Annotated in this window: 21 protein-coding genes; 14 read left to right on the forward strand and 7 right to left on the reverse strand. The window is 68.6% G+C overall.

Features of this window, described 5'->3' with window-relative positions:
* Positions 1–36 precede the first annotated feature (36 nt).
* The 4 genes from ACFUCU_RS02315 to ACFUCU_RS02330 all read left to right on the forward strand — a co-directional run bounded on the left by ACFUCU_RS02315 (position 37) and on the right by ACFUCU_RS02330 (position 2,410).
* A complete protein-coding gene (locus ACFUCU_RS02315; protein WP_377970407.1) occupies positions 37–564 on the forward strand; it encodes a GNAT family N-acetyltransferase in 528 nt (175 codons plus the stop codon).
* 61 nt (positions 565–625) lie between these two features.
* A complete protein-coding gene (locus ACFUCU_RS02320; protein WP_377970409.1) occupies positions 626–1,237 on the forward strand; it encodes a GrpB family protein in 612 nt (203 codons plus the stop codon).
* Between the two features lie 65 nt (positions 1,238–1,302).
* Complete coding sequence (locus tag ACFUCU_RS02325) at positions 1,303–1,935, forward strand: hypothetical protein (protein WP_377970411.1); 633 nt, start codon at positions 1,303–1,305, stop codon at positions 1,933–1,935.
* 40 nt (positions 1,936–1,975) lie between these two features.
* Positions 1,976–2,410 carry a DUF2975 domain-containing protein gene (locus ACFUCU_RS02330; protein WP_290257762.1) on the forward strand — a complete coding sequence of 145 codons (435 nt, stop codon included), beginning with the start codon at positions 1,976–1,978 and terminating at the stop codon, positions 2,408–2,410.
* A gap of 36 nt (positions 2,411–2,446) precedes the next feature.
* On the opposite strand, the gene ACFUCU_RS02335 is transcribed toward ACFUCU_RS02330, so the two are convergent.
* From ACFUCU_RS02335 to ACFUCU_RS02350, 4 genes are read right to left on the reverse strand one after another with little or no spacing between them, the layout of a single operon-like run.
* The gene (locus tag ACFUCU_RS02335; RefSeq protein ID WP_377970413.1) at positions 2,447–3,538 is read right to left on the reverse strand and encodes a glycosyltransferase family 4 protein; all 1,092 of its coding nucleotides are present in this window, start codon (positions 3,536–3,538) and stop codon (positions 2,447–2,449) included.
* Positions 3,535–4,464, reverse strand: coding sequence for an alpha/beta fold hydrolase (locus ACFUCU_RS02340; protein ID WP_377970415.1), 930 nt, complete (start codon positions 4,462–4,464; stop codon positions 3,535–3,537). Before ACFUCU_RS02340 ends, ACFUCU_RS02335 begins: the two co-directional genes overlap by 4 nt.
* A 43-nt stretch (positions 4,465–4,507) precedes the next feature.
* Positions 4,508–5,377 carry an aldo/keto reductase gene (locus tag ACFUCU_RS02345; RefSeq protein WP_377970417.1) on the reverse strand — a complete coding sequence of 290 codons (870 nt, stop codon included), beginning with the start codon at positions 5,375–5,377 and terminating at the stop codon, positions 4,508–4,510.
* A 48-nt stretch (positions 5,378–5,425) separates the two neighbouring features.
* The gene (locus ACFUCU_RS02350; protein WP_290257766.1) at positions 5,426–6,388 is read right to left on the reverse strand and encodes a sugar-binding transcriptional regulator; all 963 of its coding nucleotides are present in this window, start codon (positions 6,386–6,388) and stop codon (positions 5,426–5,428) included.
* Between the two features lie 123 nt (positions 6,389–6,511).
* Between ACFUCU_RS02350 and ACFUCU_RS02355 the strand changes: the two genes are divergently transcribed.
* The 8 genes from ACFUCU_RS02355 (at position 6,512) to holA (ending at position 18,660) form a co-directional block, all read left to right on the forward strand.
* Positions 6,512–8,275, forward strand: coding sequence for a glycerol-3-phosphate dehydrogenase/oxidase (locus tag ACFUCU_RS02355; RefSeq protein ID WP_377970419.1), 1,764 nt, complete (start codon positions 6,512–6,514; stop codon positions 8,273–8,275).
* 158 nt (positions 8,276–8,433) lie between these two features.
* Positions 8,434–9,186: an MIP/aquaporin family protein gene (locus ACFUCU_RS02360; RefSeq protein ID WP_290257767.1), complete on the forward strand. Its 753-nt coding sequence runs from the start codon at positions 8,434–8,436 to the stop codon at positions 9,184–9,186.
* 60 nt (positions 9,187–9,246) lie between these two features.
* Positions 9,247–10,761: a glycerol kinase GlpK gene (glpK, locus tag ACFUCU_RS02365; RefSeq protein ID WP_377970421.1), complete on the forward strand. Its 1,515-nt coding sequence runs from the start codon at positions 9,247–9,249 to the stop codon at positions 10,759–10,761.
* A 358-nt stretch (positions 10,762–11,119) separates the two neighbouring features.
* Positions 11,120–13,648, forward strand: coding sequence for a leucine--tRNA ligase (gene leuS / locus ACFUCU_RS02370; protein ID WP_377970423.1), 2,529 nt, complete (start codon positions 11,120–11,122; stop codon positions 13,646–13,648).
* 73 nt (positions 13,649–13,721) lie between these two features.
* Positions 13,722–14,747, forward strand: coding sequence for a DegV family protein (locus ACFUCU_RS02375; protein WP_377970424.1), 1,026 nt, complete (start codon positions 13,722–13,724; stop codon positions 14,745–14,747).
* Positions 14,748–15,006: 259 nt separating this feature from the next.
* Entirely contained in the window at positions 15,007–15,675 is a 669-nt protein-coding gene (locus tag ACFUCU_RS02380) for a ComEA family DNA-binding protein (RefSeq protein WP_377970426.1), read from the forward strand.
* A 331-nt stretch (positions 15,676–16,006) separates the two neighbouring features.
* Positions 16,007–17,713, forward strand: a complete 1,707-nt coding sequence (locus ACFUCU_RS02385) for a ComEC/Rec2 family competence protein (RefSeq protein WP_377970428.1) — start codon at positions 16,007–16,009, stop codon at positions 17,711–17,713.
* Complete coding sequence (holA, locus tag ACFUCU_RS02390; protein WP_377970430.1) at positions 17,647–18,660, forward strand: DNA polymerase III subunit delta; 1,014 nt, start codon at positions 17,647–17,649, stop codon at positions 18,658–18,660. Before ACFUCU_RS02385 ends, holA begins: the two co-directional genes overlap by 67 nt.
* 161 nt (positions 18,661–18,821) lie before the next feature.
* On the opposite strand, the gene rpsT is transcribed toward holA, so the two are convergent.
* The gene (rpsT, locus tag ACFUCU_RS02395) at positions 18,822–19,082 is read right to left on the reverse strand and encodes a 30S ribosomal protein S20 (protein ID WP_290257774.1); all 261 of its coding nucleotides are present in this window, start codon (positions 19,080–19,082) and stop codon (positions 18,822–18,824) included.
* Between the two features lie 184 nt (positions 19,083–19,266).
* Positions 19,267–19,812 (reverse strand): type II toxin-antitoxin system PemK/MazF family toxin, encoded by a 546-nt coding sequence (locus tag ACFUCU_RS02400; protein WP_290257775.1) that lies wholly within the window; start codon positions 19,810–19,812, stop codon positions 19,267–19,269.
* A gap of 170 nt (positions 19,813–19,982) precedes the next feature.
* Here ACFUCU_RS02400 and lepA point away from each other — a divergent pair, with 170 nt between their 5' ends.
* Positions 19,983–21,836 carry a translation elongation factor 4 gene (gene lepA, locus ACFUCU_RS02405; RefSeq protein WP_290257776.1) on the forward strand — a complete coding sequence of 618 codons (1,854 nt, stop codon included), beginning with the start codon at positions 19,983–19,985 and terminating at the stop codon, positions 21,834–21,836.
* A gap of 2 nt (positions 21,837–21,838) precedes the next feature.
* Entirely contained in the window at positions 21,839–23,077 is a 1,239-nt protein-coding gene (gene hemW, locus ACFUCU_RS02410; RefSeq protein ID WP_377970433.1) for a radical SAM family heme chaperone HemW, read from the forward strand.
* A 91-nt stretch (positions 23,078–23,168) separates the two neighbouring features.
* Here hemW and ACFUCU_RS02415 read toward each other — a convergent pair whose 3' ends face one another.
* On the reverse strand, positions 23,169–23,588 hold the full coding sequence (locus ACFUCU_RS02415) for a DUF4870 domain-containing protein (protein ID WP_290257778.1): 420 nt from the start codon (positions 23,586–23,588) through the stop codon (positions 23,169–23,171).
* Between the last annotated feature and the right edge of the window lie 110 nt (positions 23,589–23,698).

The raw sequence follows: 23,698 nt of genomic DNA on the forward strand, positions 1-23,698 counted from the left end.
CGTCAGCACGGGTCCGCCAGTCTGGGGCGTTGCATCGTGGCAAAGCGGCTCTGGCATCATGTGGTGATGTCGTTCTCCCTGCGCCAACCCGCCCTCTCCGACGCGGCTGACGTCGCCGAACTGCACGTTCAAACCTGGCGGGAGACGTACTCGCATCTGCTTCCTGAGGACTTCTTTACGGAACGGCATGTCCAGGGGCGCCACCGGATGTGGGAACACATTCTCGGAAACGCCGGCGGTGATCGATGCGTCCGGATCGCCGAGGACGACCAACAGCAGATCCTGGGTTTCGCGATGACCGGACCCAGCTTCGGCCCCGAAGGCCAGGAACTGCCCCGCGACCGCCAGTTGTTCTGCCTCTATGTGGCCGCGGCCCACCACGGCACCGGGGTCGGCCAGGCACTGCTCGACGCCACCACAGGAAACGCTCCGACCATGCTGTGGGTCGCAAAGGACAATCCACGTGCGGTGGCCTTCTACCGTCGCAACGGCTTCGAGTTCGACGGCGTGGAGCAGCGTGATCCGGGCGCGCCGAAAATTACCGATGCCCGCATGGTCCGATAAACGCACAACATGATCGGTCTCGGTCCATCCCGCGGAAACGGGGCCGCGCAATAATGGCCGAATGCCCTCCACCCATGACATCGCTACTTTCCACGATCCACCCGTCCCCGAAGGACAGTCGCCATATGTGGGCGGCGCCGGCCCATCGACTGACGTCGACGTGGTCGAGTCGAAGGCGATCTGGCCCGACCAGTTCCGCCACCTGGAGGCGCGAATCCGACGAGCGCTGGGCTGGCGCGTCCTGGAACTGGAGCACGTCGGTTCAACCGCTGTTCCAATGCTCCCGGCAAAGGCCATTATCGACATCGATCTTGTCGTTGCGGACCCCAATGATGAGCGGGCGTACGTCCCGGCCCTCCTGGATGAGGGTTTCGAGCTGCGTATCCGGGAACCTTGGTGGTTTGGTCATCGAGTACTTCGGCACGGTGAGCCCGCCTGCCATCTGCACGTTTGCGGTTACGACAGCCCAGAAACGGTGAAGCACCGGATCTTCCGCGACTGGCTGCGCGCCAATCCCGTTGAACGTGATCTCTACGCGGCAGCCAAACAACAAGCGGCAGCGGAGGCCTTTTCCTCGGGCGAGCATTCGATGCAGTACAACGCACGCAAACAAAAGGTCATGAGGGAGATCTACCACCGGGCTTTCTTTGCCACGGGACTGCTGGACTCATAAGCGCAGGCTCCTGCTCGATCGGTTCGCTCGTCTCCGTTTCGCCGCCCTCGTGCAAGGATGGGGCCATGACACCCAGCGACGGCGAACATCTGTCGATGTCCATCGGCTTGGCAATGGCGGGAGGCGATGGACGCCCCTTCACGGCCCGGTCAATCTGCCAGTACGGGGGCGAAGTGCAGCAGTGGGATGTCGCAGTAGTTCCGGCCAGCTTCGAGTGGTCGTCAACGCACCTGATATCCGGTAGGACCGAATCGTTCGATCCCGCGACGCTCTCGCTGATCGCGGACGGCAACGCCTTTCGACTGACCCCGGACCGGATACCGGGCACATTCCCCGACCAGGTCAAGCTTGCGTTCCCGCTGTCCCTCCCCATTTGGGGCCGTCCCCGCGATCAGTATCATCCCGTATCGGTGGAGGACCATGACGAGGGTTCAGTCCTGCTGCTCCGAAACAGCAAGGATCCGGGTCTTTTTGGATCGCTCACTTTCGACAGGACGTCGGGCCGTGCGAAGAGACTCGCCACCCCCTCGGAACTCCTGCTCATGACCGTGGAGACGCCCGCGTCTTCGGATGACGATAAAAACAGCTTCGGGTTCATCTCCGGAGCGCCGGAATCCGCCAAGTACCTGAACCTGTTCCGCGCACATGCGGATAAGCAAGCGCGGTCAAAGGGCGGTGACATCGATGCGGACGAGTGAACTGGACGACGGCGGCCGGCGTCCCGGCACTACGGTGGCCGTGACAGTCGGACTCTCGGCAATATTCGGAGCGTCGGTGCTGGTTCAGGTATGGCTCTTGCCGGCGGCGGTGGCGAGGGCCGTTGCCCTCTTTCCGGAAGCAGTTCCGCTCGCCGCCCCCGCCCTTGTCTGGGGTGTTTGCGCCATCGCCTGCTGGCAGGCTGTAGCCGTGGGAGGGTTGCGGCTCGTCCACCTTCCTCGCACGCCGCAAGCAGAGGCGTCGACGCGCCGATGGGTCTTCGGAGTCATCGGCTGCCTGCTGGCCTTCGTAGTCCTCGATGGATTGGCCTTCACCCGGCTGAATGAAGCAGGCTTCACCCCTCCCGGGCTGATGCTAGGACTCATCGCGAGCGGACTTATCAGCCTGATCGCTGCCGCGGCATTGGCTCTGTTCCTGGCAAGCGGTCCGTCACTTCGCGTAGCGATCCGCCGCTAGATCTGCCCGCGCCCGGCAACGCCACCATCCGAGGCCCTACCGCCGTCGTCGGCCCTGCTCCCGCAGCGCCACCGCTTCCTCGGCCGCGGCGAGGAGCCGGCGCGCCGATTCGTCCCAGCTGAACTCCGCGGCCCGGTGCACGGACCGCACGGAACGGTCCTTCCACAGCGCCGGATCCTCCAGATCGCGGACGGCGGCCGCGAAGTCGGCCGGCGAGGATGGATCCACGTAGCTGACCACGTCGGAACCCACCTCGCGGAAAATTGGGATGTCGCTGGCGATCACCGGCGTCCCATGGGACATCGCCTCGACCAGCGGCAGCCCGTAGCCCTCTGCCTTGGACAGGCTTACCAGCGCGGTGGTCCGGGCCAGGAGGGCTTCGTACTCCTCGTCCGTAACCCCATTGTGGAACACCACGTTGGCGCCCGCGGGCACCAGTGCCTCCAGCTCGGCACGGCGCTCGGGCGTAATCCGGCTCAGCAGGTGGAGCGTCATCTCCGGCAGCTCAGCCATGCCGCGGACCATTGTCTCAACGTTTTTGTAGGGCATGAACGAGCCCATGTACAGCAGCGTCTTCTCGGCCCCGGCGCCGGGATCACGAGGGGTCAGCCCCGGCTGGGGTGCGTTCCCGACGATCCGCACCGGGCGCCTGGTCAGCCGGTACTTGGCCATCAGCGCCTCAGTGGTAGCGCTGATGGTGGCCACGACATCGGCTCGGTTGAGCAGCACCCGCTGCGGCCAGAACGCCTTGTGGTACAGCCTCCACAGCACCCGGACGGGCGCCGGCAGGAAGCCGGGGGGAGCCGGGTGCTCGTAATAGATCAGGTCGTGGAGGGTCAGAATTAGCGCGTACTTCCGCCCCCAGCTGCCCATGGTCTGCATCGGGCAGACGACGACGTCGGCCCCCAGCGTGTTGACCTTCCGGGCGACGAACAGCTCGGCCGGGGACAGCGGGCTGTTGATCAGCGTGTAGGGCACGTCCGGCAGCAGCGCGAGCTGGCGGGTGTCGCTGATCAGCATGGACACGTCGGCCACCTTGGCGGCGGCCGCGATCAGGCTGGAACCGTAGCGGCTGATGCCGTCGTGGTGGTCCAGCCGGGTGAAGCGGGCGTCGATGAGAATTTTCACGCGGCGTGGTCCTTCAGGAAGCGGCGGATGAAACCGGCGGCGGGTTCGGGGGTCTCGTAGTGGATCAGGTGTCCGACGCCGGGGATGACATCCAGGGTGCCGTCGGGAAGGCGGGGGAGCAGTTTGTGCTGGTCCGGCAGGGCGGCGATCTCATCCTTCTCCCCGGCAATCAGCAGCACCGGCAGCGTCAGACGCTCGGCGACCTCAGCCACGTTGTTTCCCACCGAGGCCTTGAAGGCCTCCAGCAGGCTGTCCCGGTCCGCGAAGGCGGAGAAGTAGGCGGTGTGCTGGGCGTGCACGAACTGCCGCAGGCGTTTGTCCGTGGTCTTGGCCATGGTCTCGCTCATCACACGCACGATCAGCTGATTGCGCAGCAGGGCGTTGCCCAGCCGGCGGGGGAGCCGTGCCGCGGCCTCGTAGTAGAGCACCGCGGCCTTGGTCATCAGTCCCTTCGGGCCCTCCAGGGCCGGCGCCGCGATCGGGTTGATGAGGATCAGTTCGGACACCGCGTCCGGGTGATGGGCGACGAAGTGGCTGGTGATGATCGAGCCGAACGAGTGGCCCAGCAGCACCGTGTCCGTTCCCAGCCCCAGGGCGGCCATGAAGTCGGCCACGAACCGCCCGTAGCCCTCCACGCTGTGCGCACCGGCGGCAAGGGCGCCGGAGACACCGAAGCCCGGCAGGTCGGGCATGACCAGGCGCATCTCGGGGAGCTGGTCCGCCACCCGGAGCAGGCCGTGGTGGTCGCCGCGGAAGCCGTGGATCACCAGGATGGTGCGGGTGTCCGGGGATTCCTGCTCGGGTTCGTACGTCCAGTACGCCACCCGGGTGCCGTTGAGGTCCACGGTGGAGGCGGCGGCGCGGGTCTGCAGGGCGTCGCTGAGGAGCGGTTGCGGGGGAGGGGGCTGGGTCGCCACGTGTTCCATTCGTTGTGGTGGGGGCCTGTGGTGGGGTGCGGGCGGCGGGGCGTCAGTTGACGTTGTCCGGGTTGGACCCGGTGCGGAAGCCGCGCTCCAGCCCGGCGAGAGCGTCCAGGTCCGCCGTCGTCAGCTCGAACCCGAAGACGTCGTGGTTTTCGTGGATCCGGGCGTAGGAGCTGGCCTTCGGGATGACCACGTTGCCCAGTTGCAGGTGCCACCGGATGATGACCTGCGCGGGGGAGTGGCGGTGGGCGGTGGCGATCTCCGTCACCACCGGGTCCTCGAGGACCTGGCCGCGGCCCAGCGGACTCCACGCTTCCGTCACGATCCCCAGGGAGGAGTGAAGTTCGCGCAGTTCGGCCTGCTGCAGCCACGGGTGCAGCTCGATCTGGTTCACCGCGGGGACCACCTCGGCGCCCTGCAGCAGCCGGTCAAGGTGCGCCGGCTGGAAGTTGGACACGCCGATCGCGCGGACCCGTCCCTCCCGGTAGAGGGTCTCCAGCGCCCGGTAGCTGTCCGTGTAGAGGCCACGCCCGGGGCAGGGCCAGTGGATCAGGTAAAGGTCGAGGTACTCGAGGCCCAGCTTGGCCATCGAGGTGTCGAAGGCCCGCAGCGTCGCGTCGTAGCCCTGGTCGTCATTCCACAGCTTCGTGGTGACGAAGAGGTCCTCACGCGTCAGCCGGGGGTGCCGCTCCCCGGAGCCGCCGGTGGCGCCGTCGAACGCTGCCAGCGCACCAATAGCCTTGCCGACGCCGGTCTCGTTGCCGTACATCGCGGCGGTGTCGAAGTGCCGGTAGCCGGCCTCCAGTGCCATGGTCACCAGCCCGGCGGCATCGGCCGGCGGCACCTTATACAGCCCGTAGCCCAGGCGGTCCATCAGCACACCGTTGTTCAGCGTCACTCGCGGCGTCATTCTCATAGCAACGACTCTACCTAGTACCCCGGCCTCTCCGGCGTTCCGTCCGCCTTAGCCGAGCCCCTCGGTGCTGACCAGCCGCCGGGCACTGGCCTCGTCCAGGATCAGGTCCGTGGCGAGGCCCGCGGCCAGGGCGCCGCGCAGTCCGTTGATCTTGGAGGCGCCGGAGACCACGCAGATCCGCCGCCGGACCTGCCGGAGCTGCGCCAGGTCCGGCCCGGTGGAGCGTTCGTTCAGGGTGATGCCGTCGGAGGAGCCGTCCGCGCGGAAGAACACGGTCGCTACGTCGCCCACGACGTCGGACCCGGCCAGGACGCTGAGGTCGTCCTCGTCGAGGTAGCCGCCCGCGTAGACGTGGCTGGGGTAGTCGGCGTCGACCGATCCGACACCGAAAATGGCGATGCTCATCCGCGCCTGCAGCTGAAGGATGCGCTGCACGCTGCGCTCATTCCACATGGCCTGCTTGGTGGCGGCGTGGTCGAAGAACGCTGGCACCGGGAACTGTTCCACCCGCGCGCCGTAGGCGCTGCCGAAGCGGCGCATGATGTCCGAGGCGTAGGTGATGCCCGTGGTCTGCATGTTTCCGGCGCCGTTGAGCTGGACGATGATGCTGTCGTGCGTAATCTTCCGGGTGAGGTGGCGGCTGACCGCGCTCAGCGTGGATCCCCACGCGACACCGATGATGGCGTTCGAATCAACGAGCGGGCCGATGGTCCGCGCGGCCTGCATGGCCACACGGTCAAGGGTTTCCGCCTCGTTCAGGGTGTCCACCACCGGAACCACGTGGACGTCCACCTTGTATTCGGCCTTGATCCGGCTGGCGAGCTCGGGGCCGGTGTCCAGCGGGCTGCGGATTTGGATCTGCACCAGGCCCGATTCCCGGGCCGCGGAGAGCAACCGCGAGACGGTCGAACGCGAGGTCCGCAGCTCCCGTGCGATCGCGTCCATGGTCAGGTCCTGGAGGTAGTACAACTGGGCCGCCCGGAGGGCGTCCGACTGGCGCGTCGGCGACATTGCGGCTCCCTTCTGCACGTTTGTGCATAGTGCTTGACTCCATTTTCCATTACTCCAAAGAATAGTCATGAACGGCGTCGTGCCAGAGGCGCGCCGCGCAGCGTCAAGCCCCAAGGAGCAGTGTTGGGAAACAAGGTCAGTTCCGGTCATCCGGCCCCCGGTCAGCAGCGCACATCGGTGCAGCAATTGCGGGACCGTCCGCACGCACAGGTACTCATCATCGGCGGGGGCATCAACGGAGTCGGGACGTTCCGGGACCTGGCGCTCCAGGGCGTCGACGTCGCCCTCGTCGAGCGCGGCGACTTCTGCCAGGGGGCCAGCGGCGCCTCCTCGCACATGATCCACGGCGGCATCCGCTACCTCGAAAACGGCGAGTTCCGCCTGGTGCAGGAGTCCGTGGTCGAACGCAACCGCCTGCTGCGGATCGCCCCGCACTACGTCAAACCGCTGCAGACCACCATCCCGATCTTCAGCACCTTCTCCGGCATCCTCGCCGCACCGCTGCGGTTCCTCACCCACAAGCAGGGCAAGCACACCGAGCGCGGCGCCTTCCTGATCAAGGCCGGCCTGACCATGTACGACTTCTTCTCCCGCGACGGCGGCACCGTGCCCCGGCACCAGTTCCGCGGCCGGAAGAACGCCCTGGCCGAGCTGCCCCGCCTCCACCCCGGCATCAAGTACGCCGCGACCTACTTCGACGCCTCCGTGCACAACCCGGAGCGCCTCACCCTGGACGTGCTCCAGGACGGCGAGAAGGCCGGCGAGGCGGGCGGCAACGGCGCCCGCGCCAGCAACTACCTCTCCCTGGTCTCGATGGGCACGGCGGCCGACGGCAAGTCCGGTTCCGTGCAGCTCCGTGACGAACTGACCGGCGAGGTCTTCGACTTCACCGCCGACGTCGTGGTCAACACCACCGGTGCCTGGGTGGACCTCACCAACGAGGCCATGGGCGCCGCGTCGAAGTTCATGGGCGGCACCAAGGGCTCGCACATCGTGCTGGACCACCCGGAACTGCTCGAGGCCTGCCAGGGCCGCGAGATCTTCTTCGAGCACACCGACGGCCGCATCGTGCTGATCTACCCGATGGGTGACCGCGTCCTGGTCGGCACCACCGACATCGACGCCGACATGGCCGAGGACGCCGTCTGCACAGACGCCGAGATCGACTACTTCTTCGACCTGATCGGCCACGTCTTCCCGGACCTGCCGGTCAGCCGCGAGCAGATCGTCTACACCTTCTCCGGCGTCCGCCCCCTGCCGCGCCACGACGAAACCCAGCCCGGGTTCGTCAGCCGCGACTACCGCATCGAACGCCGCGGCGGCAACGGCAGCCCGGTGGTGCTGAGCCTCGTCGGCGGCAAGTGGACCACGTTCCGCGCCCTTGCCGAGCACCTCAGCAACGACGTGCTGGCCGAACTGGGACGCAGCCGCAAGGTCTCCACCGCCAAGATGGCGATCGGCGGCGGCGCCGGCTTCCCCGAGTCCGAGGAAGGCGTGCAGCGCTGGATCAAGGCCCACATGGCCTCCGGCCGCGACGCGGACCGGACCGCCGGCCTGCTCACCCGCTACGGCACCCGCGCCGAGGCAGTCATGGAGTTCCTCGACGCCGGTGAGGACCGGATGCTGCGCTCCACCCGTGAGCTGAGCGTCCGCGAGCTGGAGTTCATGGCCCGCAACGAGCAGATCGGCCACCTGATCGACGTGCTGATCCGCCGCACCTCGCTGGCGTTCCGCGGCCTGGTCACCGGCGAACTGCTCAACGAGGTCGCCGACGTCCTGTCCGGCCCGCTGGGCTGGGACGCCGCCACCCGCAGCGCCGAAATCACCCACGCCCAGGAGGTGCTGGAACGCTTCCACGGCGTCCAGGTCCACAGCCTGGTTGCCTAACACTTGAGCGGCCGGGGGCACTTTTCCCCCGGCCGCGAAGGCTGCCACCAGGGCCCGACGGGCCCGAAGGCAGTTGCCGGCCGGCAGCGTGAAACCGCTGCCGGCCACACGTCCCCTCCACCCGCGAGGGACGACAACAGAAAATAGAGGAGTCAAAGATGTCTCTTGGAATAGTTTTCCTGTCCGAAGTATTCGGTACCGCAATGCTGACCCTGCTGGGTTGCGGCGTTGTGGCCAACGTCGCGCTCAAAGGCACCAAGGGCAACAACGGCGGGTTCCTGATGGTCACCTGGGGCTGGGGCATTGCCGTCTTCGCCGGTGTCTTCGTGGCCGTCAAGTCCGGCGCGCACCTGAACCCGGCCGTGACCTTCGGACTGCTGCTCAACGGCAAGAAGGAGTACGCACCCGGCGTCGCCGTCGACTTCGGCTCAACCCTGACCTACTTCGGTGGCGAGCTGCTCGGCGCATTCCTGGGCGCCGTCGTCATGTGGCTGGCCCACAAGCAGCACTTCGACGCCGAGCCCGAACCCGCCAGCAAGCTGGGTGTGTTCTCCACCGGCCCCGCCATCCGCTCCACCCCCTGGAACCTGATCACCGAGATCATCGGCACCTTCGTCCTGGTCTTCGTCATCCTGACCTTCGGCGGAACCCCCTCCGGCCTCGGCCCGCTGGCCGTCGCCCTCCTGGTGGTCGGCATCGGCGTCTCCCTCGGCGGCCCCACCGGCTACGCCATCAACCCCGCCCGTGACCTCGGCCCCCGCATCGCCCACGCGCTGCTCCCGATCAAGGGCAAGGGCTCCTCGGACTGGAGCTACTCCTGGATCCCGGTCGTGGGTCCGCTGGTCGGCGGCGGCCTCGCCGGCATCGTGGCGGCCATCGTGCCGATCATCGCCACCGCTGCCGCTTCCTGACCCGAACACCCCCGTACGCATTACCTTCAACCGCCAGGCAATACAGACAAGGACGTCAACGTGAACCAGTACGTAATCGCCATTGACCAGGGAACCACCAGCACCCGCGCCATCGTGTTCGACCACAGCGGCAACATCGTCTCCACCGGCCAGATGGAGCACGAGCAGATCTTCCCGCAGGCCGGCTGGGTGGAACACGACCCCGCGGAGATCTGGAACAACACCCGCGAGGTCATCGCCTCCGCCCTCTCCAAGGCCAACCTGACCCGCCACGACATCGCCGCCGTCGGCATCACCAACCAGCGCGAAACCGCCGTCGTCTGGGACAAGACCACCGGCAAGGCGGTCTACAACGCGATCGTCTGGCAGGACACCCGCACCCAGTCGATCGTGGATGAGCTGGCCAAGGACGGCGGCCCGGACCGCTTCAAGCAGAAGGTGGGCCTGCCGCTGGCGACCTACTTCTCCGGCACCAAGATCAAGTGGATCCTGGACAACGTCGACGGCGCCCGCGCCAAGGCCGAGGCCGGCGACCTGGTCTTCGGCAACACCGACAGCTGGGTGCTCTGGAACCTCACCGGCGGCACCGACGGCGGCGTGCACGTCACCGACGTGACCAACGCCTCCCGGACCATGTTCATGGACCTCGAGACCCTCTCCTGGGACCAGGAAATCCTGGATGCCTTTGGCGTCCCGGCGTCCATGATGCCCGCCATCAAGTCCTCCTCCGAGGTCTACGGCACGGTCCACACCTCCCAGCTGCTGCGCGAGGTTCCGGTCGCCGGCATCCTGGGCGACCAGCAGGCCGCCACGTTCGGCCAGGCGGCGTTCGACGCCGGCGAGGCCAAGAACACCTACGGCACCGGCTGCTTCCTCATCTTCAACACCGGTGAGGAGATCGTCCACTCCAAGAACGGCCTGCTGACCACCGTCGGCTACAAGCTCGGCGACGCCAAGCCGCACTACGCCCTGGAAGGCTCGATCGCCGTGACCGGTTCGCTGGTCCAGTGGCTGCGCGACAACCTGGGCATGATCAGCAGCGCCCCCGAGGTCGAGACCCTGGCTGCCTCGGTCGAGGACAACGGCGGGGTTTACATCGTCCCGGCGTTCTCCGGCCTCTTCGCCCCGTACTGGCGCTCCGATGCCCGCGGCGCGATCGTCGGCCTGACCCGGTACGTGAACAAGAACCACATCGCCCGGGCCGCTCTGGAGGCCACCGCCTTCCAGACCCGCGAGGTGCTCGACGCCGTCAACGCCGACTCCGGCGTGCCGCTGAGCGAGCTCAAGGTCGACGGCGGCATGGTCGCCAACGACGCGCTGATGCAGTTCCAGGCCGACATCCTCGGCGTGCCGGTGATCCGACCGAAGGTCGTCGAGACCACGTCGCTGGGCGCAGCCTACGCGGCCGGCCTCGCCGTCGGCTTCTGGAAGGACCTGGGCGAGTGCTCGGCCAACTGGTCCGAGGACAAGCGCTGGGAGCCGCAGATGGACGACGCCGAGCGCGACCGCCAGATGCGCCTCTGGAAGAAGGCCGTCACCAAGTCCATGGACTGGGTCGACGAGGACGTGAAGTAGCCTTCCGAGCCCCAAAAAGGGGCCGGTGACTCCCGCCCGCCCGCTTCGCGGTGCCCACCACACCATGGCGGGGAGTCACCGGCCCCTTTTTGTCTGCCCGTACTTCAGCCGCTCGAATCGACGTGGCTCGGGTGGGGCGGGGTGCGGGTGCGCTAAAGTAGTCGTATGCGTGCGATCCTCCTGCCTAGCTAGCCGCCCGGCATCCCGGTTAGACCTTCCGGATTGTCGAGCGGCAGCCCCTCCGTGTGAGGGGCTTTTGTGTGTCCGGGACGAAGTGCGGGCCCGGAGCAGGGGACCGAAGGATCAGGCGCGACCCGTCCTGATCGGACAAGATCGAAAAGAATAGAAGAGGCCAGCAGTGAGCGTTCAGCCGGAGACAGAGACCGGAACAGCAGCAGCCGTCGCAGGTGCCGCCCCCGAGGAGGGCACCTACAATTTCGCCGCCATGGAGGCGAAGTGGCCGCAGGTCTGGGAGGACCTCAAGGTCTTCACCCCGCTCGACGACGGCTCCAAGGAACGCCGCTACGTGCTGGACATGTTCCCCTACCCCTCCGGCGACCTGCACATGGGCCATGCCGAAGCCTTCGCGATGGGCGACGTCGTCGCCCGCTACCTGCGCCAGCAGGGCTTCGACGTGCTGCACCCGATCGGCTGGGACTCCTTCGGCCTGCCCGCCGAGAATGCCGCCATTAAGCGCAACGCCCACCCCAGCGAGTGGACCTACGCCAACATCGACACGCAGGCCGCGTCCTTCAAGCGGTACGCGATCTCCGCCGACTGGTCCCGCCGGCTGCACACCTCCGACCCGGAGTACTACCGCTGGACCCAGTGGCTGTTCAAGCGCTTCTACGAGCGCGGCCTGGCGTACCGCAAGAACTCCCCGGTGAACTGGTGCCCCAAGGACCAGACCGTGCTGGCCAACGAACAGGTGGTCAACGGCGCCTGTGAACGCTGCGGCACCGCCGTGACCAAGAAGTCCCTGAACCAGTGGTACTTCAAGATCACCGACTACGCGGACCGGCTGCTGGACGACATGGAGGAACTGCGCGGCCACTGGCCCGAGCGGGTCCTGGCCATGCAGAAGAACTGGATCGGCCGCTCCGAGGGCGCCCACGTTACCTTCGTCGTCGAGGCCGACGGCGGCAAGCCCGCCAAGGACGTCACCGTCTTCACCACGCGCCCGGACACCCTGTACGGCGCGACGTTCTTCGTGGTCGCCGCAGACGCGCCGATCGCCGTCGAACTGGTCACCGAGGAACACGCCGCGGCCCTGGACGCCTACCGCGAGCAGGTCAAGGGCCTCTCCGAGATCGAACGCCAGTCCACCGAACGTGAAAAGACCGGTGTTTTCACCGGCCGCTACGCCATCAACCCGCTGACCGGGGAGAAGCTGCCGGTCTGGGCTGCCGATTACGTCCTGGCCGACTACGGCACCGGTGCCATCATGGCCGTGCCCGCCCACGACCAGCGCGACCTGGACTTCGCGAAGACCTTCGACCTGCCGGTCCGGGCCGTCCTGGACACCGGCGAGGAGGACCCCGCCGTCTCCGGCACCGCCACCGCCGGCGAGGGCACCCTGATCAACTCCGGCGAGCTGAACGGCCTGCCCAAGGCCGAGGCCATTCCCGCCGCCATCACCATCCTGGAGAAGCTGGGAACCGGCGAGAAGTTCGTGAACTTCCGCCTGCGTGACTGGCTGCTGAGCCGTCAGCGGTTCTGGGGCGCCCCCATCCCGATCATTCACTGCCCCGACTGCGGCGAGGTCCCGGTCCCGGACGACCAGCTGCCGGTCACCCTGCCCGATGACCTCCGCGGCGAGGACCTGTCCCCGAAGGGCACCTCCCCGCTGGCCGCCGCCGAGGCCTGGGTCAACGTGGACTGCCCCTCCTGCCACGGCCCGGCAAAGCGCGACACGGACACCATGGACACCTTCGTGGACTCCTCCTGGTACTTCCTGCGGTTCGTTTCGCCGCAGTACACCGAGGGCCCCTTCGATCCCGCGAAGATCAACGACTGGATGCCCGTGGGCCAGTACGTTGGCGGCGTCGAGCACGCCATCCTGCACCTGCTCTACGCCCGCTTCTTCACCAAGGTCATCCACGACATGGGCCTGATCGAGGCCGACGAGCCCTTCCGGGCGCTGCTGAACCAGGGCCAGGTCCTCAACGGCGGCAAGGCCATGAGCAAGTCCCTCGGCAACGGCGTGGACCTGGGCGAACAGCTGGACAAGTACGGCGTCGATGCCGTCCGCCTGACCATGATCTTCGCCTCCCCGCCGGAGGACGACGTCGACTGGGCGGATGTCTCGCCGTCGGGCTCCGCGAAGTTCCTGGCCCGCGCCTGGCGGCTCGGCCAGGACGTCACGAGCGAGCCCGGCGTCGACTTCGCCGCCGGTGACCGGGCGCTGCGTGCCGTCACGCACCGCACCATCGCCGACGCCCAGGCGCTGCTGGACGCGAACAAGTTCAACGTCGTCGTGGCGAAGCTGATGGAGCTGGTCAACGCCACCCGCAAGACGATCGACGCCGGTCCGGGCGGCGCGGATCCCGCCGTCCGTGAGGCCGTCGAGGCCGTCGCGGTGATCCTCAGCCTCTTCGCCCCGTACACGGCCGAAGACCTGTGGAACGTCCTGGGACACCCGGCATCCGTTGCCAACGCCGGCTGGCCGGCCCACGACCCGGCCCTGCTGGTCCAGGACACGGTCACTGCCGTGGTCCAGGTGCAGGGCAAGGTCCGCGACCGGCTGGAGGTCTCCCCGGAGATCTCTGAGGATGAGTTGCGCGAACTGGCGCTGGCCTCGGAAAACGTCCAGCGCGCCATGGACGGCCGGGGGATCCGCACCGTGATCGTGCGGGCCCCCAAACTGGTCAACATCGTTCCGGCCTAGCCGGACCGAGCTATGCTGTCACCGGCCGTCGGCGCTTTCGCCGGCGGCCGGTCCACATTCCAGGGGGTGTTTCGTGCCTGACCGTGAGCCGCCGGGCTGGCCCTGGCTGCGGGAACGCTTGTTGCGGCTGCGCCGCGCCACCCGGCCGGATGCCGCCGAACTGGCCGTGGTCCCCGTTGTCCGGACCGCGGTGGTGACCGATTCCGCAGCGGCCCTCCCCGCCGACTGGGTGCGCGACTTTACCTCCGACGGGCGCCTGACCGTGGTGCCCATGCCGGTCATGGTGGGCGAGGAAATCTATGGTGAGGGCGAGGACGACATTGCCGAAACCATCGCCGTGGCGCTGGCCGGGGGTGTGGCGGTCCGCACCTCGCGTCCGTCGCCGGGTCAGTTCGAACGCGCCTACCGCGAGGCCGCCGCCCGCGGGTTCGAAGCCGTGCTGTCCATCCATCTCTCTGCCGAGCTCTCGGGCACCGCGGACTCGGCCCGGCTGGCGGCCGCGCGGGTGGACATTCCGGTGGAGGTGCTGGACTCCCGCACCGCCGGCATGGCCGAGGGAATGGGCGTGCAGAGCGCCGTCGTGGCCGCGGCCGACGGGCTGGACGCCGCGGCTGTGCGCGGCTTCGCCGAGGCCCGCCTGGCCCGGGCCAAGGTGTACTTCTACGTCCCCAGCCTGGAGCAGCTGCGCCGCGGGGGACGGATCGGAGCGGCCGCGTCCCTCTGGGGAACCATGCTCTCGATCAAGCCGATCCTGGCGGTTGAGGACGGCAGGATCGTCCCGTTGGAACGCGTCCGGTCCGCGGCCCGGGCGGTGGCGCGGCTGGAGGAAATCGCGGCCGACGACGCCCTGTCCCGGCCCGCCGGTGAAGCGCGGCTCGCCGTGCACCACTTCGGGAACCCTGCCGAGGCCGAACAGCTGGCAGCCCGGCTGGCGGACCGGCTGCCCGGCTGCCCGCCCGCACAGATCAGTTCGCTGCCGGCCGTCCTCGCGGCCCACGCAGGGCTGGGGGTGCTGGCCGTGGTGGTGGGGGAGAGCAGTACCCCGGTACCATCCCCGGCGGCGTCCTCCGCCCCGAGCGGTCCGCCGGCCGGTTCTTAGCAGGGCCAGCTGTCCACATAGGCCCGCCGGCGCCTATCGGCAGAGTTGCGCTGGCACCTAGCGTGGACGCATGCCGCGCCGTTCCCCGACTTCGACCCTTCCGGGTCCCCTCGCGGCCCGGCATCGTTGGGCCGCCAGCCTAGGGCCGTCCGAAAACACGTCTGCGGAGGGGTCCGCAGACGACGCGCCCCTGCTGGATCCCCTCGATTCGTCCCCTGACGCCCGGCCGGACGGCGGGATGCCGGAGTTTGCGCCGCCCGTGGTGCGCTGGCGAACGGCCCGCGGGGCCGCCGTCCTGCTTGCCGTGGTTGCGGTGCTGCTCGGCGGCTGGTTCTGGTGGCGGGCCGCCGGCTCCGCTCCGCAGGTCGTGCCCCTGAGTGAGACGTCAACAACTGCCGCGGCCGTGGAGACTGCGCCCGCCGCTCCGGCCGAGCGGGTCGTCGTGCACGTCACGGGCGCCGTCATCCGGCCGGGGGTGCTCACACTGCCGGCGGGCAGCCGGCTCCATGAGGCAATCGCTGCCGCCGGCGGGGCCGCGCCCACCGCGGACTTGGACCGGCTGAACCTGGCCGCGGCCGTGGAGGACGGCCAAAAAATCGTCGTGCCCCAACGGGGCAGCCCCGAGGCGCAGGATTCGCAGGGCGGGGCGTCGGGGGAGGGAGGCGGGTCCTCCGTCGGGTCCGGCGGGACAGGTGGCGGCAGCGGAAGCGGGTCCGGGGCTTCAGGGAACGGGACCGCCAAGGTCAACCTCAACACCGCCGACGCGGAGGAACTCGCCACACTGCCGCGGGTGGGCCCGGTGCTCGCCCAGCGCATTGTGGACTGGCGCAAACAACACGGCCGGTTCACCCGGGTCGAGGACCTCGACGCCGTGGACGGCGTCGGCCCAAAACTCCTCGAGACCCTGCTGCCGCTGGTGCGTGTCTGACATGCCACTCGAAAACCGGCAACCGGCGCACGGGCACCAGCAACGTCCTTGGCAGACCTATCGGGACGCCGCGGTCACCAGCCTGGCGCCGCGGCAGGAGTCGCCGGGCACTACAGGCGCGCTGACGGACAGGCGCACGCGGAAGACGTCGGACGGTCTGGCACGCTCCTGGCGGGCGGCCAGCATCAGGGGGCGGCTGGAGGCGCACCTCGGGAAGACGCTGTCCGGCCGGCTCCCATGGACGTCGAACACCCGGCAGTCGAGTCACGTGTCTGCCCCGCGGAACGGTCCGCCCGACCGCGGAGCCCGGCGGCGGAGCGACCTGCGCCTCGTGCCGGCCGCATTGCTGGTCTGGGCCAGCTCCCTGGCCGGCGCGTGGATCCGGCCGCTCGATCAGGCCATTATCTGCGCCGTGCTCCTCGCGGGCATCGTCTTCCTGCTCATGCGGAGACGGACGGCCGAGCGGGGCGGGAAAGACCACGCCCGGCGAAGCGTAAGGGCGACCCTGGCCGTGGGACTCGCCCTCGCCGCCGGGGCCGGATCGCATGCCAGCGCCGCCGCCACCGAACGGCAGCAGGGTGCCGTCGCCGAAGCCTTCGCCGCCCGAGCGTCGGTGGTTGCCGAACTGGACATCACCGCCGCTCCGGAACGCCTCGCCGCACCGTCTGGCCGCGGCGCCCCCGCGCGATGGTCCGTCGTGGTTACCCTCCGCACCCTCATTCACGATGGCCAGCGCATCCGGACGGCCACCCCGCTGACGGTCCTCGGCGGGGACGACTGGGCCGGCGTGGAACCCGGCCAGAGGGTCCGCGCCACCGGGAAGCTCAGGGCCGCCGAGGCCGGGCGCAGCGAGGCGGGGACGCTCTCCGCCAGCACGTCCCCGGTTCCGCTGGCCGGACCGGGCGGCACCGGGGGTGGTCCGGAGGCGGCGCTGTCCCGGCTGCGCGCCCGCTACACGGCCGCGGCCCGGACACTGCCCGGGGACGCCCGCGGACTGCTTCCCGGCATGGTCACGGGCGACACCTCCGCCCTGGATCCCGGAGTGGCCGCGGCGATGAAGACCGTGGGTATGACGCATCTGACCGCCGTGAGCGGGGCCAACTGCAGCCTGGTGCTCGGAGCGCTCCTCCTCGGGGCGCGGAGCCTGCGGCTTCCCCGTCCCGTTGCCGCGGGGCTGACGCTGGCCGGGCTGGCTCTGTTCGTGGCGCTCGTGGGCCCGGATGCGAGTGTCCTGCGCGCCGCCTGCATGGGTGCCGTCGGGCTGTCAGCGGTCGCGGCGGGGCGGTCCGGGCAGGCGTTGAGCCTGTTGTGCACGGCGGTGATCGGGCTGCTCCTGATGAACCCCGGGCTGGCGGATGACTTCGGGTTCCTGCTGTCGGTCCTCGCGACCCTCGGCATCATCGCAGCCGGGCGGCCCGTGATGGCGTGGTTTCCGGCCGCGGTGCCCCGCGCCGTCGCCGCCGGTGTCGCCGTGCCGTTCGCCGCCCAGTTGTTCTGCGGCCCGGTCATCGTCCTCCTGCAGCCGAGCTTTTCGACGTATGCCCTCGCGGCGAACCTCGCTGCGGCCGTCCTGGTGGCACCGGTGACGCTGCTGGGCACGGCCGCCGTACCGCTGTTCGCGGTGTCACCGGCCCTCGCGTCCGTGCCGATGGCCGTGGCTGGGATCTTTGCAGCTGGGGTCGGGGCCGTCGCCCGCTTCTTCGCCTGGCTCCCTGGAGCCGCGCTGCCATGGCCCGAGGGCGGAGTCGGTGCCGCCACGATGGGGCTGCTGTCCCTGCTCACCTTTAGCGCCGCGTGGCTGGTCGGCCACCCGGAGCGTGCCTGGCGCCTCACACTCGCGATGCACGGCCTGACGGTGCGGGGGCTGGCCCTGGCGCTGGACCGCCCCTGGCGGCCCTCGTGCGGCTTGGCCGTCCGGCGAGGCCGTGGGACGCTTAGACTCTGCAAACCAACCCTCCGGAGGAATCACCAGTGGCTGCTGCCCAGAACCAACGCACCAAGGCCGCGACCGCGAACACCGCCTCCTGGCGGGACGTGACGCCTGCTCCCGTGGTGCTGGTGGGCGGTCCCGAGGATTACCTGGCGTCCCGCGCCATGGACCGGCTGCGGCAACTGGTCCGTGCGGCAGCCCCCGACGTCGAGGTCACCCGGATGAGCGCCGCCGCCTACGAGCCCGGCGCGCTGGCCATGAACGTCAGTCCGTCCCTCTTCGGTGAGCAAAAGCTGATCGAGGTCGAGGCGCTGGAATCGATGAACGACGCGTTCCTGGCCGACGCCCTGAAGTATTTGGCGGAGCCCGAACCCGACGCGGTCATGGTGATGCGGCACGGCGGCGGAGTCCGCGGCAAGAAGCTGCTCGACGCCATCAAGGCCGGCGGCTGGCCGGTGGTCGACTGCCAGCCGCTGAAGAAGGACGCCGAGAAGATTGCCTTCGTCATGACAGAGTTCAAGGCCGCCTCGCGACGGATCGAACCCGACGCCGTCCAGGCCCTGATCAACGCCGTCGGGGCGAGCCTGGCAGAGCTGGCCGCCGCCTGCAGCCAGCTGATCGCCGACGCCACCACCGCCGTCGACGCCGACATGGTGGACCGCTACTACGGCGGCCGGGTTGAGGCCTCCGGGTTCAAGGTCGCCGACGCCGCCCTGGCCGGCAACGCCCCGCTCGCCCTTTCCACTCTGCGCCATGCCCTGGATACCGGGGCCGACCCGGTCCCGATCGTCGCCGCCCTGGCGGCCAAACTGCGGTCACTGGCCAAGGTCGCCGGGGCCCAGGGTTCCTCGGCCCAGATTGCCAAGCAACTCGGCATGCAGCCCTGGCTGGTGGAACAGGCCCAGCGGGACGTCCGCCGGTGGACCCCGGAGGGGCTGGTGCGCTCCATCCAGGTCACCGCCGAGGCGGACGCGCAGGTCAAGGGGCTGTCCCGGGACCCGGTCTACGCCGTTGAACACGCCGTCACGGTCATCGCCGGCTCCGTCCGCCGCTAGGTCCGGCAGGGTCGGCGCCGGACCTCAAAGCCAGTACGGCAGACCGCCTCACCGGATAGCCAAGGCCATGGCCCGGCGATCCCGAAAGCCGCGTTAACTGGCTGTGGCCGGCACCTTGGCGGTGCCGGCCACAATCATCAGTTCAGTTGAACTGGAAAACCTTAGAGTGCGTTGACCTTTTTGGAGATCGCCGACTTGCGGTTTGCAGCGTTGTTCTTGTGCAGAACACCCTTGCTGACAGCCTTGTCGAGCTTCCGGCTGGCGGAAACCAGTGCAGCAGATGCGGCATCCTTGTCGTCGGACGCAACGGCGGTATTGACGGCGCGGATGGCCGTCTTCAGCTCGGACTTGACTGCGTTGTTGCGCAGGCGAGCCTTTTCGTTGGTCAGGATGCGCTTCTTCTGGGACTTGATATTAGCCACGTGTGAACTCTCTTTTTCAATGCGGAAAATGGTCTAGAGGGCTTTCAGATTGGCCATTGACTGAGCGGCGTGGGGATACCTATGGCGACCAACCATCTGTGGCCGTCGACCTGCACGGACACACAGCTGTCAATATTAGCAGAAACGCCCGCCTGATGACGAGATGCCCGGTGACGGATGGCCGTCAGGACCAGCCCTGCCGGTCGCGAAGCGCCGTTGCCACTCCGCGGAACCTGCCGGCGTCCAGAATGGCACCCTCCCGGCGGACGGCCGCCGGGTCGATCTGCAGAACTCGGTCCAGCCGCGCCTCGCTGGGCCGCCACTGACGGTCCCAGGGCCCCGTGCCGATGTCCACGTAGTTCGCCGCCCGCCGCGGATCGCCGTCGTGGTCCTTGCTGGTGAGCATCAGGCCGAGGAGATAACGTCCCTTGCTTCCCACCAGCAGCACGGGGCGGTCCTTGCCTTGGCTGTGGTCCTCCTCGAACGGCACCCAGGTCCAGACGATCTCCCCGGGCTCGGGCACCCCGTTGGCGTTCGGCGCATACCTGACCGTGGCCTTGCCGCGGAAGTCCCCGGGATAGGAGCCGGGAACAGGTCCGCCGCGGCGCGTACCGGACGACGTCCCGGCCGGGCGGCGCCGTGCCGGGGGAGCGGCCGGCGCGCCACCGATGCCAAGGAAGCGGAGCGTGCCGCGGACGGCCTTGCCGAGGGAGCGAAGGTTCAATGCCATGGGCAAACCCTACCGGCGCCGGGTTCGGACGGGCCGGAATGCAGACCCACGCGCCCGGACGTGGGAGACTAAGGAGACGAGAATTGCGGCCTTCGGCAGCACGGCGCGACGCCGGCTGTTCAGCCCGCGGACAAAACCTTCACCAGTTCAGCCAAGAGTTAGGACCCTGCGTGTCTCCCATGGCCCGCACCGCCCCGGTGCCTGCCGCAACAGATCCGGCCCTCATCCGGAACTTCTGCATCATTGCGCACATTGACCACGGCAAGTCCACGCTCGCCGACCGGATGCTCCAGTTCACCGGCATCGTCCAGTCCCGTGACATGAAGGCCCAATACCTGGACCGCATGGACATCGAGCGGGAACGCGGCATCACCATCAAGTCGCAGGCCGTCCGGATGCCGTGGGAGCTCGAGGGCACCAGCTACGCGCTGAACATGATCGACACCCCCGGCCACGTCGACTTCACCTACGAGGTGTCCCGGTCCCTGGCCGCCTGTGAGGGTGCCGTGCTGCTGGTCGACGCCGCGCAGGGCATTGAGGCGCAGACCCTCGCCAACCTCTACCTTGCGATGGAGAACAACCTCACCATCATTCCGGTCCTGAACAAGATCGACCTGCCGGCCGCCCAGCCGGAGAAGTACGCCGAGGAGCTCGCGAACCTGATCGGCGGCGACCCGGAGGACGTGCTGCGGGTTTCCGGTAAGACCGGCGCCGGCGTCGAGGCCCTCCTGGACAAGATTGTCCGCGACCTGCCCGCCCCCGTCGGCGATCCCGATGCCCCCGCCCGGGCCATGATCTTCGACTCGGTCTACGACACCTACCGCGGCGTGGTGACCTACGTCCGTGTTGTCGACGGCATGCTCCACCCGCGCGAACGCATCCAGATGATGTCCACCCGCGCCACCCACGAACTGCTGGAGATCGGGGTCAGCTCCCCGGAGCCCACGCCGTCCAAGGGCCTGGGCGTCGGCGAGGTGGGCTACCTGATCACCGGCGTGAAGGACGTCCGCCAGTCCAAGGTAGGCGACACCGTCACCAACATGGCCAAGCCCGCCACGCAGTCGCTGGCCGGCTACGCGGACGCCAAGCCCATGGTCTTCTCCGGCCTGTACCCGCTGGACGGCACCGACTACCCGGTCCTCCGCGACGCGCTGGAGAAGCTGATGCTCAACGACGCCGCGCTGGTCTACGAGCCAGAGACCTCCGCCGCGCTGGGCTTCGGCTTCCGCGTGGGCTTCCTGGGCCTGCTGCACCTGGAAATTACCCGGGAACGGCTGGAACGCGAATACAACCTGGACCTGATCTCCACCGCCCCGAACGTCGAGTACGAGGTGACGCTGGAGGACAAGAAGGTCATCCACGTGACCAACCCCAGCGAATACCCCACGGGCAAGGTCGCCGAGGTCCGCGAGCCGATGGTCTCCGCCACGATCCTCGCGCCGAACGAGTTTGTCGGCGCGATCATGGAGCTCTGCCAGAGCCGCCGTGGCGTCATGGGCGGCATGGACTACCTCTCCGAGGACCGCGTCGAGATCCGCTACCGGCTCCCGCTGGCCGAGATCGTCTTCGACTTCTTCGACATCCTCAAGTCCCGCACCCGCGGCTACGGCTCGCTGGACTGGAAGGCCGACGGCGACCAGGTCGCCGACCTGGTCAAGGTCGACATCATGCTCCAGGGCGAGCAGGTGGACGCATTCAGCGCCATCACCCACCGGGACAAGGCCTACGCCTACGGTGTGATGATGACCGGCAAGTTGCGCGAACTGATCCCGCGGCAGCAGTTCGAGGTGCCCATCCAGGCCGCCATCGGGTCCCGCATCATCGCCCGCGAGAGCATCCGTGCCATCCGCAAGGACGTGCTCGCGAAGTGCTACGGCGGTGACATCACCCGAAAGCGCAAACTGCTCGAGAAGCAGAAGGAAGGCAAGAAGCGCATGAAGATGGTGGGCCGCGTCGAGGTACCGCAGGAGGCGTTCATCGCCGCCCTGACCACGGAAGAATCCAAGGACAAGGCCAAGAAGTAACCATGCCAAGCGCACTACCCCTCGGCGACCCCGCGCCGTCGGACGGGCTGCTGCCCGCCCAGGCGCTGGAGGGCGCCGGGGGCCGGGCCTTCGGGCTCTACGTTCACATCCCGTTCTGCGCGGTGCGCTGCGGCTACTGCGACTTCAACACCTACACCGCCACGGAACTCGGCGGCGGGGCGTCCCAGGATGCCTACGCCGACACCGCCGTCGCGGAGGTCGGATTCGCGGCCCGCGCCCTGGCCGATTCCGGGTTGCCGGAGCGTCCGCTCAGCACCGTCTTCTTCGGCGGCGGCACCCCCACCCTCCTCCCTGGGGAAGACCTGGCCCGCATCCTGCGCGCCGCCGTTGACACCTGGGGCCTTGCCCCCGGCGCCGAGGTGACCACCGAGGCGAACCCGGACTCGGTGACCCGCGAGTCCCTTCAGCTTCTGGCCGACGCCGGCTTCACCAGGGTGTCCTTCGGGATGCAGTCCGCCGTGCCGCACGTGCTCAAGGTCCTGGACCGGACCCACACGCCCAGCCGGGTGCCCCTGGTGGTGGAGTGGGCCCGCGAGGCCGGCCTGGCCGTCAGCCTCGACCTGATCTACGGCACACCCGGTGAGTCGCTGGAGGACTGGCGCCATTCACTGGAGACGGCCCTGTCCTACCGCCCGGACCACATCAGCGCCTACGCCCTGATCGTCGAGGAGGGCACCAAGCTCGCCGCCCAGATCCGCCGCGGCGAGGTCCCGGGAATCGACGACGACGACCACGCGGCCAAGTACGAACTGGCCGACGAGCTCATTTCCGCCGCCGGGCTGGGCTGGTACGAGGTCAGCAACTGGGCGGCGACACCGGAGCAGGCTTGCCGCCACAACCTCGCCTACTGGCGCGGCGACGACTGGTGGGGGATCGGTCCGGGGGCCCACTCGCACGTCGGCGGCGTCCGCTGGTGGAACGTCAAGCACCCCGTCGCCTACGCCGCCCGGCTGGACTCCGGCGCCTCCCCGGCGGCGGGCCGGGAAACCCTGGACTCGGAGACCCGCAATATCGAGCGCATCATGCTCGAGGCGCGGCTGGTCTCGGGCCTGGACATCCCCGGCCTGGGCGGGCTGGAGGAAACCGGCCGGCACGCCGTCGCGGGACTGATCGCCGACGGACTCGTGGAACCGGCACAGGCCTTCCGCGGCCGGCTGGTCCTCACGCTGAAGGGCCGCCTCCTGGCCGACGCCGTCGTCCGACGGCTGCTGCCGGACTGACACCGCCGGACCAGCGAGCCGCGCACACCAGACAAAAACGGGCACCCCGGGAGAAATCCCGGGGTGCCCGTTGACGTTGTGGGAACCGGCGCTACTTGATCCAGCGCAGGTTGAACTCGTAGCGGTGCGGCTGGCCGCGGTTGACGTGGATGCCGGCCGCCACGGAGAAGCAGGCCAGCGCGATCCAGATGACCGTGGCCAGGACCGCGAACAGGTTGCCCACCACGGGGACGAACACCAGCAAGTTGGCCACCACGGCCGCGATCGTCGGCGGCAGGGTGAAGTTCAGCGCTTCCTTGGACTCCTGGGCGGTGAAAGGTCCGCGATCCTTGAAGATCAGGTAGATCAGCAGCGACGGGATGCAGCCGAGGATGCCGCCGAAGTGCGACAGGGTGGCCCACTGACGGTCCTCGCTGGCGGTCAGGGGAAGCGCATTTGCGGGAACGCCATGGTACTGCGACTGGCCGTGACCGGCCTGGGGGTCCGTGTGTTCGCGTGCGTCTTCTGCCACGTTTCGTCCTTTGGATTGCGGTGGAGCGTTGGTACCTGTGCGGGCGCGGCCACCGTCACAACGCGGCGGCCACCGTATCAAGAATACTTGCTTGGGCGCCGACGCCCGCC

Source organism: Arthrobacter sp. NPDC057259 (genome assembly GCF_042668995.1).
In the GTDB taxonomy this organism is placed as follows: Bacteria; Actinomycetota; Actinomycetes; order Actinomycetales; family Micrococcaceae; genus Arthrobacter.

What these genes read in the sequence shown, in the direction of transcription:
- hemW (WP_377970433.1), top strand. Translation starts at nt 21,839, where the DNA reads ATGCCAAGCGCACTACCCCTCGGCGACCCCGCGCCGTCGGACGGGCTG.
- ACFUCU_RS02350 (WP_290257766.1), bottom strand. Translation starts at nt 6,388, where the DNA reads ATGTCGCCGACGCGCCAGTCGGACGCCCTCCGGGCGGCCCAGTTGTAC.
- ACFUCU_RS02325 (WP_377970411.1), top strand. Translation starts at nt 1,303, where the DNA reads ATGACACCCAGCGACGGCGAACATCTGTCGATGTCCATCGGCTTGGCA.
- ACFUCU_RS02320 (WP_377970409.1), top strand. Translation starts at nt 626, where the DNA reads ATGCCCTCCACCCATGACATCGCTACTTTCCACGATCCACCCGTCCCC.
- ACFUCU_RS02345 (WP_377970417.1), bottom strand. Translation starts at nt 5,377, where the DNA reads ATGAGAATGACGCCGCGAGTGACGCTGAACAACGGTGTGCTGATGGAC.
- ACFUCU_RS02360 (WP_290257767.1), top strand. Translation starts at nt 8,434, where the DNA reads ATGTCTCTTGGAATAGTTTTCCTGTCCGAAGTATTCGGTACCGCAATG.
- ACFUCU_RS02400 (WP_290257775.1), bottom strand. Translation starts at nt 19,812, where the DNA reads ATGGCATTGAACCTTCGCTCCCTCGGCAAGGCCGTCCGCGGCACGCTC.
- ACFUCU_RS02340 (WP_377970415.1), bottom strand. Translation starts at nt 4,464, where the DNA reads ATGGAACACGTGGCGACCCAGCCCCCTCCCCCGCAACCGCTCCTCAGC.